The organism is Flavobacterium sp. GNP008 (assembly GCF_056428965.1).
The window spans coordinates 42,057-54,436 of record NZ_JBWJVL010000001.1; the positions used below are offsets into that span (position 1 = coordinate 42,057).

At 33.0% G+C, this 12,380-nt stretch carries 14 protein-coding genes; 6 read left to right on the top strand and 8 right to left on the bottom strand.

Going from position 1 to position 12,380, the window contains the following annotated elements:
- Window positions 1-157: 157 nt before the first annotated feature.
- The 5 genes from dnaB to tgt all read right to left on the bottom strand — a co-directional run bounded on the left by dnaB (window position 158) and on the right by tgt (window position 6,078).
- Window positions 158-1,702, bottom strand: a complete 1,545-nt coding sequence (gene dnaB, locus AC0608_RS00215; RefSeq protein WP_478287703.1) for a replicative DNA helicase — start codon at window positions 1,700-1,702, stop codon at window positions 158-160.
- Between the two features lie 140 nt (window positions 1,703-1,842).
- Window positions 1,843-2,796 carry an acetyl-CoA carboxylase carboxyltransferase subunit alpha gene (locus AC0608_RS00220; RefSeq protein WP_478287704.1) on the bottom strand — a complete coding sequence of 318 codons (954 nt, stop codon included), beginning with the start codon at window positions 2,794-2,796 and terminating at the stop codon, window positions 1,843-1,845.
- 106 nt (window positions 2,797-2,902) lie between these two features.
- Window positions 2,903-3,799 carry a DMT family transporter gene (locus AC0608_RS00225; RefSeq protein WP_478287705.1) on the bottom strand — a complete coding sequence of 299 codons (897 nt, stop codon included), beginning with the start codon at window positions 3,797-3,799 and terminating at the stop codon, window positions 2,903-2,905.
- Window positions 3,786-4,874, bottom strand: coding sequence for an LptF/LptG family permease (locus tag AC0608_RS00230; RefSeq protein WP_478287706.1), 1,089 nt, complete (start codon window positions 4,872-4,874; stop codon window positions 3,786-3,788). Before AC0608_RS00230 ends, AC0608_RS00225 begins: the two co-directional genes overlap by 14 nt.
- Before the next feature lie 73 nt (window positions 4,875-4,947).
- Entirely contained in the window at window positions 4,948-6,078 is a 1,131-nt protein-coding gene (gene tgt / locus AC0608_RS00235) for a tRNA guanosine(34) transglycosylase Tgt (protein WP_478287707.1), read from the bottom strand.
- 456 nt (window positions 6,079-6,534) lie between these two features.
- On the opposite strand from tgt, the gene AC0608_RS00240 reads away from it, so the two are divergent.
- The 3 genes from AC0608_RS00240 (at window position 6,535) to AC0608_RS00250 (ending at window position 9,157) form a co-directional block, all read left to right on the top strand.
- On the top strand, window positions 6,535-7,578 hold the full coding sequence (locus AC0608_RS00240; RefSeq protein ID WP_478287708.1) for a tyrosine-type recombinase/integrase: 1,044 nt from the start codon (window positions 6,535-6,537) through the stop codon (window positions 7,576-7,578).
- Between the two features lie 708 nt (window positions 7,579-8,286).
- Window positions 8,287-8,478 (top strand): hypothetical protein, encoded by a 192-nt coding sequence (locus AC0608_RS00245; RefSeq protein ID WP_478287709.1) that lies wholly within the window; start codon window positions 8,287-8,289, stop codon window positions 8,476-8,478.
- 352 nt (window positions 8,479-8,830) lie between these two features.
- Window positions 8,831-9,157, top strand: coding sequence for a hypothetical protein (locus AC0608_RS00250; protein ID WP_478287710.1), 327 nt, complete (start codon window positions 8,831-8,833; stop codon window positions 9,155-9,157).
- Here the strand turns inward: AC0608_RS00250 and AC0608_RS00255 are convergent.
- Window positions 9,114-9,392: a hypothetical protein gene (locus AC0608_RS00255; RefSeq protein WP_478287711.1), complete on the bottom strand. Its 279-nt coding sequence runs from the start codon at window positions 9,390-9,392 to the stop codon at window positions 9,114-9,116. The two genes, AC0608_RS00250 and AC0608_RS00255, sit on opposite strands and share 44 nt — an antisense overlap.
- A gap of 8 nt (window positions 9,393-9,400) precedes the next feature.
- A complete protein-coding gene (locus tag AC0608_RS00260; protein ID WP_478287712.1) occupies window positions 9,401-9,808 on the bottom strand; it encodes a hypothetical protein in 408 nt (135 codons plus the stop codon).
- A gap of 48 nt (window positions 9,809-9,856) precedes the next feature.
- Here AC0608_RS00260 and AC0608_RS00265 point away from each other — a divergent pair, with 48 nt between their 5' ends.
- Entirely contained in the window at window positions 9,857-10,171 is a 315-nt protein-coding gene (locus AC0608_RS00265) for a hypothetical protein (protein WP_478287713.1), read from the top strand.
- Here AC0608_RS00265 and AC0608_RS00270 read toward each other — a convergent pair.
- On the bottom strand, window positions 10,152-10,484 hold the full coding sequence (locus AC0608_RS00270) for a hypothetical protein (protein ID WP_478287714.1): 333 nt from the start codon (window positions 10,482-10,484) through the stop codon (window positions 10,152-10,154). The genes AC0608_RS00265 and AC0608_RS00270 overlap by 20 nt on opposite strands.
- A gap of 239 nt (window positions 10,485-10,723) precedes the next feature.
- On the opposite strand from AC0608_RS00270, the gene AC0608_RS00275 reads away from it, so the two are divergent.
- On the top strand, window positions 10,724-11,323 hold the full coding sequence (locus tag AC0608_RS00275; protein ID WP_478287715.1) for a DUF6843 domain-containing protein: 600 nt from the start codon (window positions 10,724-10,726) through the stop codon (window positions 11,321-11,323).
- Window positions 11,324-11,492: 169 nt separating this feature from the next.
- Entirely contained in the window at window positions 11,493-12,023 is a 531-nt protein-coding gene (locus tag AC0608_RS00280; protein ID WP_478287716.1) for a PH domain-containing protein, read from the top strand.
- Window positions 12,024-12,380: the final 357 nt, after the last annotated feature.

Genomic DNA, 12,380 nt, shown 5'->3' on the forward strand with positions numbered 1-12,380 from the left:
AGGTTTTAGATTATACTTATTAAGGAAAAAATCTTTTGCTAAGCTACTGTTTTTTATTGTCGTAACAAAACACATCAGAGGTATAATACTAATAAAAAGCCTAAATCATTTACTTAATTTAGGCTATTATCATTTCTCACTTTAAATACTCTTTATTTTAAAAAGGCACATCACTGTCATCATCGGGATCATTCAAGTTACTCCCAAAGGCTTCATTAGCTGAGGGCAAATTTTTGGTAATAAAAGGATTGTCCTCTTGATTCATACTAGAGGGTAAATCATCGTAACTACCGCTGTAATCCTCTAAATTATCAAACTTTCCTAAATGTCCAATAAACTTTAACCGGACGTTTTCTATACTTCCATTACGGTGCTTAGCTATCATTATTTCTGCTTGACCTGCAGTAGGTGAGGCTTCCTCGTCATCCCATTCATCAATTTTATAATATTCTGGGCGGTATAGAAACGATACAATATCGGCATCTTGCTCAATCGCTCCAGATTCCCGAAGGTCAGAAAGCAAAGGCCTTTTACTAGAACCACGGGTTTCAACTGCCCGCGACAATTGAGAAAGGGCAATTACCGGAACGTTTAATTCCTTTGCTAATGCCTTTAAGTTTCGAGAGATCGAAGAGATCTCTTGCTCCCTGTTACCTCCTCCTTTTCCGTTTCCTCCGGCAGTCATCAATTGCAGGTAATCAACAATAATAATTCTAATGCCATGTTGCGAAACCAAACGTCTCGCTTTCGCTCTTAAATCAAAAATCGATAACGAGGGCGTATCATCAATAAAAAGCGGGGCTTTTTCTAGGTTTTTGACTTTGGTACTTAATTGTTCCCATTCGTGTTTTTCCAGCTTTCCGGTACGCAATTTCTCCGACGACAATCCTGTCTCTGAGGAAATCAAACGGGTAATCAACTGAACCGATGCCATCTCTAAAGAAAATAAGGCGACTGGGATACCAAAATCAATAGCCATGTTCCTGGCCATTGATAATACAAATGCTGTTTTACCCATTGCAGGTCTTGCCGCTATAATAATTAAATCACTAGGCTGCCAACCCGAAGTAATTTTATCTAATTTATCAAAACCAGTTGCCACACCACTTAACCCTTCTTGTCCGGCAATTTCCTCGATTCTTTTTTTGGCCTGTAACACTAAACTCTGTGCGGTTTCTGAACTTCGTTTGATATTCCCTTGTGTCACTTCATACAACTTGGATTCAGCTCGGTCTAATAAATCAAAAACATCAGTTGTCTCATCATAAGAGTCTTCAATTATTTCTGTAGATATCCGAATCAAACTACGTTGAATGAATTTTTGCAGAATTATTCTGGAATGGAATTCAATGTGTGCAGAAGAAGATATCTTTTGCGTAAGCTGGATTAAATAAAAATCCCCTCCGGCCAAATCTAATTTTGCGTTTTTCTTGAGTTGTGCTGAAACCGTTAATAGGTCAATAGGCTGTGTTTCTGTAAACAGCTGTACGATAGCTTCAAAAATATGTTTGTGTGCCTCTTTATAAAAAGCATCCGGTTGCAAAATGTCAATTACATCATCAACCCCTTTTTTATCAATCATCATTGCACCAAGCACTGCTTCTTCTAAATCGAGTACCTGTGGCTGCAATTTCCCTTTTTCAAGACTAATAATTGTAGTTTTATCAACCTTCACAGGATTGATATTTCTGAAGTTTTCCATGAAGCGAAAGTAGCAAAAATTAAAAAATTATTAGTATTGAGTTGTTACAAATAATTGTTGATAACTAACTATTTTTTGTTTATAACCATAAAAAAATCCGAAACGGTGAGGCTTCGGATCAATTATTAATTTGTAAGATTTTACTCTTTATATTCCCCCATTTTACTGTATTTCTCCATTCTTTGAGCAACTAATTGTTCTGTTGATAAGTCTTTCAATTCATTAAACCCTTTCATAATATACTGCTCTACCGTTTTGAAAGCAGACTCTCTATCATAATGTGCTCCTCCCAGAGGTTCTGGAATAATATCATCGACTAGTTTTTGTTTCTTCATGTCAGCAGAAGTTAGTTTCAAAGCTTCAGCAGCCAGTTCTTTGTACTCCCAACTTTTCCATAAAATAGAAGAACAGGATTCCGGCGAAATAACCGAATACCATGTGTTTTCCATCATATACACCTTGTCACCCACTCCTATTCCTAAAGCCCCACCAGAAGCACCCTCACCTACGATAACGGTAATAATAGGTACTTTTAGACGAATCATTTCAAATATGTTTCTTGCAATAGCTTCGCCTTGTCCGCGTTCTTCAGCTTCTAGTCCTGGATAAGCTCCTGGAGTATCAATCAAAGTCAAAACAGGAATACCGAATTTCTCTGCCATCTTCATCAATCGCAATGCTTTTCTGTATCCTTCCGGATTTGCCATCCCAAAATTACGAAACTGACGTGTTTTAGTGTTAAACCCTTTTTGCTGACCCACAATCATAAACGATTGCCCATCAATTTTTCCTAAACCACCAATCATGGCTTTATCATCTTTAAAACCTCTGTCTCCAAAAAGTTCCAAAAAAGTATCCCCGCACAAAGCACGAACGTGATCCATGGTATACGGACGGCTTGGGTGTCGCGATAACTGAACTCGTTGCCAAGCGGTCAAATTTTTATAAATATTTCTTTTGGTCTCTTCTAGTTTTTTGTTGATTTGCTTGCAAGTATTCGTTACATCAACATCTGATTCCTGACCAATAATAAGACATTTGTCTAACTGCTCTTCTAGTTCTTTTATTGGAAGCTCAAAATCTAAATATTCCATAGGATTTTTGCGTTTTTGTTTTTATTTCGAACAGCAAATATAAAATTTTAAATCGTTCAAAACGGCTATTTTTCTATTAATGTGTAAAAATTCGCTTCGGAAAAGTTTAAATATCTAATTGGGTTTTGCCTTTTTGATAGTGTTTAATTGCGCCATTAAGGATTACGGTAAGCACTATTATTAATGCTCCTATGTAAAACTCAAAGCTCATTTTCTCTTTACCTCCCAAGATAAAATACGCCAATACAATTCCATAAACCGGTTCAAGATTTGTAGTCAGCATTACGGTATAGGGTGTTAATTTTTGCATTACTTTGACTGAGGCCGTAAAGGCATAAGCGGTACAAATTGAAGCTAGGATCAGAATTAAAATCCAATTGTTGGCAGTCAAAACAAAAAAGTCTGCTGTGAACTTCCCTTGAACTATAAAGTAAATCGAAATAAAGACAACGCCTGCAAAGAATTCATAAAATGAGATTACCGAAGGATCGTGATCCGCTATCAGTTTTCCGTTCATCAACGTAAATAAAACGCCCAGTATAATAGAGGCCAACGCATATAGCATTCCGTCCAGATAATTTATTTCGACCTTCATAATCAGCCCAAGACCTGCAATAATAATTAGTCCAAAGAAGACTTCGTACCACAACACTTTTCTACCATAAAAAAGAGGTTCTAATAGCGATGCAAAAAACGCACCCAAAGAGAAAACCGATAGGGTAATTGACACATTAGAAACATGGATGGCTTTGAAAAAAAAGATCCAATGCAATGCAATCAACAACCCGACAAAAATTAATTTAAGAAAAGATTTCACAGGAATTTTAAACGATTTTTTCTTAAATAGTATAAAAATGGCTAAAAATACACCTGCAAAAAACATGCGATACCAAACTAAAGCATCAGCTGTAATAGTAATTAAAGCGCCTAGAATGGCAGTAAAACCCCAAATAAAAACAATTAAATGAAGGTTTAAGTAACTTTTTAAATTATCGTTTTGCATTTCGTAATAAATAAATGGCTAAAATTCCAAAGGCTATATTGGGCAACCAAACCGCTAGCATTGGAGGAATACTCGATTTTTCGGCTAGAACTCCAAAAATCTTATCAAAAAACACAAAGGCAAAAGCCAATGCAATACCTATGGCAAGATTGGTTCCCATTCCGCCCCTACGTTTCATAGCAGAAACTGCAACGGCAATAATGGTAAGAATAAATGCAGAAACCGGCACACTGTATTTTTTATACAATACCACTAAGTACACATTGATATTAGAGGAACCTCGCTCTCGCTCTTTTGCAATAAAAGCATTCAATTTTCCTAAACTCAGCGTTTCGGCAATATAAATCACTGGTGTTAAATCTTCCAGATCAAAAGTAAAAACAGCATCTTTTTGAGCTACTTTTTCAATTTTATCATTTAGTTCGCCCACTGTTCTTTTAGTATAATCGTACATCGTGTAGGTACTGTCCTTCGGATTCCATTTTATCCTGCTCGCCGTAATTTTATGAACTAACTTCTCATTTTTAAATTTTTCCAACGAAAAATTAAAAGCGGTTTTTGACTCAGTATTGAAACTGTTTACATAGATGAATTCATCATCACTAATTTGTCGGTACACATCCGTATTATCCCCTCGCATAGCTTCTTTACCACCTCCTTTTAGATAGGTATACCTAAAATTGTTAAATCCTTCACTGGCAGCCGGAACGACAAAAAATCCCATCAGTAAAACAAAAACAGAAACTATGGAAGCACCAATAATATATGGCCTTAAGAAACGTGTAAATGAAATCCCGGAGCTCAAAATAGCAATAATCTCGGTATCATTTGCCAGTTTTGAGGTAAACCAAATCACGGATAAAAACAAAAATATCGGAAACAGGGAATTCGCAAAATAAACGGTAAAGTTGTAGTAATAGAGCGCAATCTCTAAAAACGGAACTTTATTTTCCAGCATTTTGTTGATTTTCTCTGATACGTCAACAACAATTCCTATGGGAATAAACAACAACAACATGACCGCAAAAGTGGCTAAATATCTTTTTAGGATGTATTTGTCTATTATTGTTAACATACTTTGAATTATGAGATATGAATTATGAATTATGAGCTATACACTAACTCCTAATCAATTTGTCATACTAATTTTACAATCGTTGGTTCATATTTTTTACCATCATTTCCTTCCAAGATCGGAAATCGCCCGCTAAGATATGTTTTCTGGCCTCCCGAACCAACCACATATAAAATCCTAGATTGTGTATCGTTGCGATTTGTTTTCCCAGGTATTCATTGGCAGCAAAAAGGTGACGCAAATACGCTTTCGTATATTCAGTATCTACATACGTGATTCCCATTTCGTCAATAGGAGAAAAATCATCTTCCCACTTTTTATTTTTTATATTTATCGAACCGTTAGCCGTAAATAGCATTCCGTTTCTGGCGTTTCGCGTAGGCATTACACAGTCAAACATGTCTATTCCAAGGGCAATATTTTCCAGAATATTTATAGGAGTTCCCACACCCATCAGGTAACGCGGTTTGTCTTCGGGTAGGATTTCACAAACTATTTCGGTCATGGCATACATTTCTTCGGCAGGTTCCCCCACTGAAAGTCCACCAATTGCATTTCCTTGTTGATTGGAATTCGCAATATATTCTGCTGATTGTTGGCGTAAATCTTTGTAACAACTTCCCTGAACAATAGGAAAAAATGTTTGTTCGTATCCGTATTTAAAAGGTTGCGTATCTAAATGATTGATACAACGGTCGAGCCAGCGGTGGGTCATTTTCATCGAGCGTTTTGCATAGTTGTAATCACAGGGATACGGCGTACACTCATCAAAAGCCATGATAATATCGGCACCAATGGTACGCTGAATTTCCATCACATTCTCTGGTGTAAAAAAGTGGTACGAACCGTCAATATGCGATTTGAACTTTACGCCTTCTTCCTTAATTTTTCTGTTGGCCGAAAGCGAATACACTTGGTACCCCCCAGAATCCGTCAAAATATTACGGTCCCAGTTCATGAATTTATGCAAACCACCCGCTTTCTCGAGGATTTCGGTTTGTGGTCGCAAGTATAAATGGTAGGTATTTCCTAGGATAATATCCGGGTTTATATCGTCTTTCAATTCGCGTTGATGTACGCCTTTTACAGAACCAACAGTTCCTACAGGCATAAAAATTGGAGTTTCAATCACACCGTGATCAGTGGTAACAGTTCCCGCTCTGGCTTTGGACTGCGGATCTTTTTTTAATAAATCAAACTTCATAGTAACGTATTTCACCCGATTGTTCGGCTGGCAAAGATAGGTTAATTTGAAACCCACTTCAAAAAATATTTTTCGCCCAACAAAATGAAAAAGTGCCTTCCTGACAACCCTAATTTCAATACTTTCATGATAGAAAATTAGATAATTATAGCATTCAAAAATCGCACTAGCATTTGTCAACTCATTTTGGGCTGGCCCTAAAAAAATCGGGCTATTCGTTTTAAACAAGTTCACTGAACTCAACTTAAAATAAAAATATTGTGAAGTAATCTTTTATTCCGCTGCGCTTCCTAAAAGGATTTTTACTACAAACGAAGTTCACTGAACTCCTATCAAAAATATCAAAAAAGTGAAGTAATCCCTCACGCAAAACAGCAGTTATACAACACGAAACCTTGCTGTAACAAAATCATTTATAAAATAATTAGTATCTTTCAATCTCAAAATCAACACGATATGACTTGGGTGGCAAAATTGATAAAGCATAGAAACGAAAATAGAATCGCAGTTTACTTTGATAGAAATGCAGATTTAATCGAACGTATCAAACAAATAGAAGGAGCGAGATGGAGCCAGCAAAATACAGTTTGGCACATTCCAGATACAATTGAAAACAGAGGACGCTTTAAACTAGAACCTTTAGCAAGTACGATCCTTTCGGCGGAAGGAATAATACAAATCGAAAAATTCAAACAATGGATGCGTTCTAAGCGCTATAGTGAAAGTACCATTACTACCTATAGCGAAGCCTTAAAATCTTTCTTGATTTTCTACCGAGAGAAACCCATTTTCGAAATCACAAATGAGGATGTAATTATCTACAACAATGAGTATATTTTAAAAAATAAGCTTTCGGCCTCCTATCAAAATCAGATTGTCAATGCCATCAAATTATTTTTTAGAACCATCCGAGAAACAAAAATTGAAGTTGATAAAATTCACCGACCAAAACGAGCTAAACTTTTACCCAATGTATTAAGCAAAGAAGAAATAAAATTGATATTAAACGCTCATAGTAACATCAAACATAAAACAATGCTTTCATTGATTTATAGTTGTGGCCTGCGTTGTGGCGAATTATTAGCGCTCCAGCCCGTTCACATTGATTCTATGCGGAATATTGTATTGCTTAAAAATGCCAAAGGCAAAAAAGACAGGATAGTCCCATTGAGTCCAAAAATTTTAGAAATGCTACGAGATTACTACAAAATTTACAAACCAAAAACTTATTTATTTGAAGGGCAAGTCGCTGGAATTCCTTATGATAGCCGGAGTTTACAGCAAGTACTCAAACAAGCATTATATAAAGCCCAATTAACAAAACCAGCTACACTACATTGGTTGAGACATAGTTACGCTACTCATTTACTAGAAAGCGGTACTGATTTACGCTACATTCAAGAATTATTAGGCCATAATAGTAGTAAAACCACAGAAATCTATACTCATGTGAGTACCAAAAGTATTCAGCAAATAAAAAGTCCCTTTGATGATTTGTAAGATAATAATTAAAGTGTACATTTGAAAGTAATACGCTAGTCAGTAGCGCCTATCCACCCAAAATGAGATGTATATGCGCTACTTTGTAGCGCATATATACAAGTTACCATACAGTTTTGAAAACCGAAATATGAACAGATATAAATTGCACCATAATATTTTAACTTTCTTAAAGAATACAGGTTTAATAAAGCTAAAGATGGAATAAGTTTTATAGTTTACGTTTTAGCAATTATAACATTTTTTTTAACAGTGTATTTAAAACAATCAGAAAAAAGCACAGTTCATATAAAATACATAGAATTGCCAAAAAGCCAATTAAACAATATGAATAGAAAATCAATTCATTAATAAAATCATCTAACCAAAAAGACAATCTGTTTTTCAAAATAATAAATTTATTAAGCATAATATTTAAGATTAAATTTACTTTTCACTTTTACGGTGGAAAAGAGAAACCGTATGGTAACAGCTGTCTGTGGCTATTGTGGAATTTAGTGGAATTATCGTTTCGTAATCATATTTTAGTTAAGCCAAAAATACTCGGGTTACGAACTTACACAACAGACCACAGGCATCGGGACGTTATGCCTCAGTTTAACAGAACCGTAAACAAACATAAAAATGAAAGAATATAAAGTACTAGCCGAAAAAGAAATTGAATCAGTAAAAAGAAATTTTACAGAAAACACTGATTAATTAAAAGGATTGGCCGAGCAATTACAATCATTCAAAGAAATACTTGTAGATTTAGATGTTAAATTAAAGGACTTAGGAAATGATTTTGTCTCTAAAAATTCTTTATGTGAAACACAAATAGAAGAAGTAAAAGAAATAAATTACAAACTTGTTACTGAATTTGTTAATGGAACTGGGATTCCATTTATCGGAACTAAATAGATTTTTAAATTGTGTTCAAGTAGTTTTTTCTCTAATTCAATAGACTCTTCTAAAAGCTTAGATAAAGAATCTATTTTTACATAAAACTCCAAAGGAATAACTAAGTTAATTTTTTTTGACATAATAAATAATTTAAAATACTTCCGACTTAAACGGTGCGGAAGCGAAACCGAAAAAAAACCGAAGGCATAACAGCGGCTTCAAGATATTTGGGTATTGGGCTTAATTTAAAGATGGTTTTATTTCTGAAAAATCAGTGTTTAACCGGAACATAAATCTTAATTTAATCCCAAACATCGTGAGAGCCGCGAACCGTTGGCAGTAATATTACGGAAAACTGCCGAAAAGAGATATGACAGAAGCTGAAGAAAAAGTAATTGAAAAGTTTAATGTGATACGTTATGAAAAAGACCGACAAAAACGCAAAGCCAATATAGAAGCGTTAACAGACTTTGAGAACGCAACAATATATAAGTGGGGCTATAAGAAAGATATTGATGAAGCTCTGGAGAAAAAAGATAAAAGCATTTTTGCACGTACAGCTTATCTAATTTTAAGAGATCAAACAGAAGATGCTGTCCATAGAAAACTTTTTAAAAATATAAGTGTTTTTGAAGAAGTACAAAACGAGGTTTTTAACTATTATTGTTCTCAATATCTAAAACTATGTCAAGGATAGGATTTTGAAAATCGTCATCAGTATAGACTCCTCCAATATTTGACATATAATCCTCTCTAAATTTTGGACATTTATTATTACACCAATCTAAATATATTGTAGTCTGCTCGCTATTCAGTTTTCCGCTTAAAAGAGATTTAATTTTGTCAACACTATCATCAAAAGTGCTATTTACCCTATCTTCGTTATCTCTTATCTTGTTGAATAGATCAAAAATCTCTTCTTGTAAATACATAGTTAAAATTATTTTATTGATATTTTATGTTTAGAAAAGAAATAAAAGCCTAGCCATATTAAAACACTAAGAATAGTAACGTATAAAAAATCTTGTATTAATGCCATAAAATAACATTCACCCTTAACAAAATATGAATCTACACCTTCCCCAGAAACCCAAGTATCGGCAGGTTTAAAAATTTTAGAGTGCTCTAACTTTGTGCCAAAAGGAGATTTATAAATTAAAATTACTGTTGTCTCAGGAGTTATAGTTCCATAGCCAATTAAAGCATTATCATTAGATTGATAATTGTCATAACGGTTATAAAAGCTACCAAAGTGGTTAAAAATAAAAATGGTAATTATAGCAAAAGCTAAACTTTTAAATATAAGGTTTATTTTACTGCTTGATAGTTCAATGTTTGTTTTCTCCATAATTAAAAATAAAAAGTAAGTAAATATATAATAAAATTAACAATAAATATGATAGAAAATATAGAAACAAAGAGTTATGGTGTTATTAGTAAAAAAGAATACTACACGGCAAAAAAAATAAACTCGGAAGTTGAGTTTCTAAACGCAAGATTAAAAGAAACAAAAATACCTTATAAAGTTGTTGTTGAAATCACTGAAGATATCAAAACAATGGAAGACAATAAGTCAAATTTCTATATTGATAATCTTAATAGAACTATGAAAGAAACCAATTCGGCAGAATTAGAACTTTTTAGAAAAGTGTTTAAAGACAATCTAGATGATATAGATAATCATTCGTCCTTTAATTATTATTCAAGATAGGATATATTTTTTCAAATAGAGTATCTGTTTTACTTTTAAACGCTAATTCTATTGGTCTGTAAATATTAAAAATATCAGAATTTCTATAGTTGGTAATTTGAAATTTATTAAAAGTTATTGCCAAATCTTCTTTGAAAGTAAAATAAATATGTGACAGTAGACAGCTTAAGTCTTCATATTCTTTAGGTGCAAAGTTTGTATATTTTTTATTAATAATATTCAGCTCCACATCATAATGAGAAATTAAACTTTTTACTAAAGTTAGTAAATCGTTATCGGAATTATCTGTGAAGTTGAATCTTTTATAAGGCATAGTGAAAATCGTAAAGGTTTAAAACCAAAAGTAATTAAAACTAACTAGATTAACGAAAAATACTACTGCCAACACACGCTACAAGCAATTACCACATTAGGCTTTTGGAAATATTCTTTTGTGTCGGCGAAAAAAGTTAAAAACCGAATTATTAATCCGCCTTAATTGGCAACCTGCGTGTAGCGCGGGAACGTTAACTGATATTTTCGAAAACCGAAACGCAACAAAAAATTAATTAATTGAACAGAATTTTACTATTTGGAGGGTTAGTATTTTTGCTATCTGGTATCGCAATAAATATTTGTATGTTTATATTTGAATGGTATCCAACTTATATATTCTTTGTGGTTTGCTTAATTGGAATTATTCAAATTTTAATTTCTCGAATAAAACTAAAAATTGAAAATCAATGGCAAATATTTTGGACATTACTACCGATATTTATTGGATTTATAATATTTCAAGTGACATCTGCATCAAAAGATGTTTTTTTAATTCCAGAAAAATTTAAAGGAAAAGTAACTATTCAATATAATAAGAAAAATGGCGCTGAAAAAAATTTTGAAGGATTATGGTGGAGAATATATAAAGTTCCGAAAAATGGAATATTGAAAACTAAATTTGAAATTAAAGGCAACTCCATAAGTTATTCAGGTTCTAAATATTTCTTTGTGGACAAAAATGGAAACCGCAAAGAAATAAAACGATTTTGTGAATATTGTGACGAAAAAGACACTTTAACCGTTCAAATGATTGTCGGAACTGTAAGCGAAAACAAAAATGGAGAATATCAAGACTTTTATATTGACGTACCCAAAAGAAAATATCGAAATGAATAAAAAAACATCAGTTAACACACGCTACAAGCAATTTGGGTATTAGGCTTAATTTAAATATGGTTTTGTATTTGGAAGATTTGGCAAATCCGAAGAATGGGCTTAATTTAGTCCCAAACTGCTTGTAGCGCGGGAACGTTGGTAGTAATTTTGAAAAACCGAAACGGAATTGATGAAATCAAAAATTAAAACTTACAGATTATTAACATTTAAGTTCTTTTTGAAAACGCTATTTGTGTTATTTTTAGTTTTATGTTTGACTTTAATAATAACGGGAATAATAAAAAATTTAGCAGGATTTTGGAATAATAATTATAAATCAGGATATGCAGGAATAGTTTTGTTGCTTATTTCTTTTTACTTATTTTATAATTTGGGTTTGACAATTTATTTGTACGTGAAATATCTATTACACGAAAGAAATACAAAAATCAAATTAGATTTTGAAAATGAAACAATAACAATGTTTAAAAATTCAACGTATTATGTTTTAGATTCTCAAAACTTAAAATCGATTGAATTCCATTTATCAACAAAACATTATAAAAATTTATTACGTTATTATGGATATACAAAACTATACTCTACCGATGGTAAAGAATTTATTATTACAAATTTTATACTTAATTATAGACTAATAGAAAATATGTTTAAGAGCGTAAAAAAAATTAAAAAGCTTGACGAAGTCATATATCTCCCATAAAAAAACTACTGCCAACACACGCTACAAGCAATTTGGGTATTAGGCTTAATTTGAAGTTGGTTTTGTATTTGGAAGATTTGGCATATCCGAATAATGGGCTTAATTTAGTCCCAAACTTCTTGTAGCGCGGGAACGTTGCAAGAAACCTTATGACGAACATTGTGGAAAATCTTAAGCTGAAACTTTGATTTACGGAAAAGAAATATGACATAATGACTACAGAAATTGTAGTACTTGAAATAAAAGCGGAATGTAACGGGCAGAATTAACATATAACAATATTAATCCAAAACTGCCTAAAAGTGGAAAAACCACATTGAGGATTAATGTAACCATTAAAAAACCATATTAATGAGA

What these genes read in the sequence shown, in the direction of transcription:
- dnaB (WP_478287703.1), bottom strand. Translation starts at nt 1,702, where the DNA reads ATGGAAAACTTCAGAAATATCAATCCTGTGAAGGTTGATAAAACTACA.
- AC0608_RS00220 (WP_478287704.1), bottom strand. Translation starts at nt 2,796, where the DNA reads ATGGAATATTTAGATTTTGAGCTTCCAATAAAAGAACTAGAAGAGCAG.
- AC0608_RS00225 (WP_478287705.1), bottom strand. Translation starts at nt 3,799, where the DNA reads ATGCAAAACGATAATTTAAAAAGTTACTTAAACCTTCATTTAATTGTT.
- AC0608_RS00230 (WP_478287706.1), bottom strand. Translation starts at nt 4,874, where the DNA reads ATGTTAACAATAATAGACAAATACATCCTAAAAAGATATTTAGCCACT.
- tgt (WP_478287707.1), bottom strand. Translation starts at nt 6,078, where the DNA reads ATGAAGTTTGATTTATTAAAAAAAGATCCGCAGTCCAAAGCCAGAGCG.
- AC0608_RS00240 (WP_478287708.1), top strand. Translation starts at nt 6,535, where the DNA reads ATGACTTGGGTGGCAAAATTGATAAAGCATAGAAACGAAAATAGAATC.
- AC0608_RS00250 (WP_478287710.1), top strand. Translation starts at nt 8,831, where the DNA reads ATGACAGAAGCTGAAGAAAAAGTAATTGAAAAGTTTAATGTGATACGT.
- AC0608_RS00255 (WP_478287711.1), bottom strand. Translation starts at nt 9,392, where the DNA reads ATGTATTTACAAGAAGAGATTTTTGATCTATTCAACAAGATAAGAGAT.
- AC0608_RS00260 (WP_478287712.1), bottom strand. Translation starts at nt 9,808, where the DNA reads ATGGAGAAAACAAACATTGAACTATCAAGCAGTAAAATAAACCTTATA.
- AC0608_RS00265 (WP_478287713.1), top strand. Translation starts at nt 9,857, where the DNA reads ATGATAGAAAATATAGAAACAAAGAGTTATGGTGTTATTAGTAAAAAA.
- AC0608_RS00270 (WP_478287714.1), bottom strand. Translation starts at nt 10,484, where the DNA reads ATGCCTTATAAAAGATTCAACTTCACAGATAATTCCGATAACGATTTA.
- AC0608_RS00280 (WP_478287716.1), top strand. Translation starts at nt 11,493, where the DNA reads ATGAAATCAAAAATTAAAACTTACAGATTATTAACATTTAAGTTCTTT.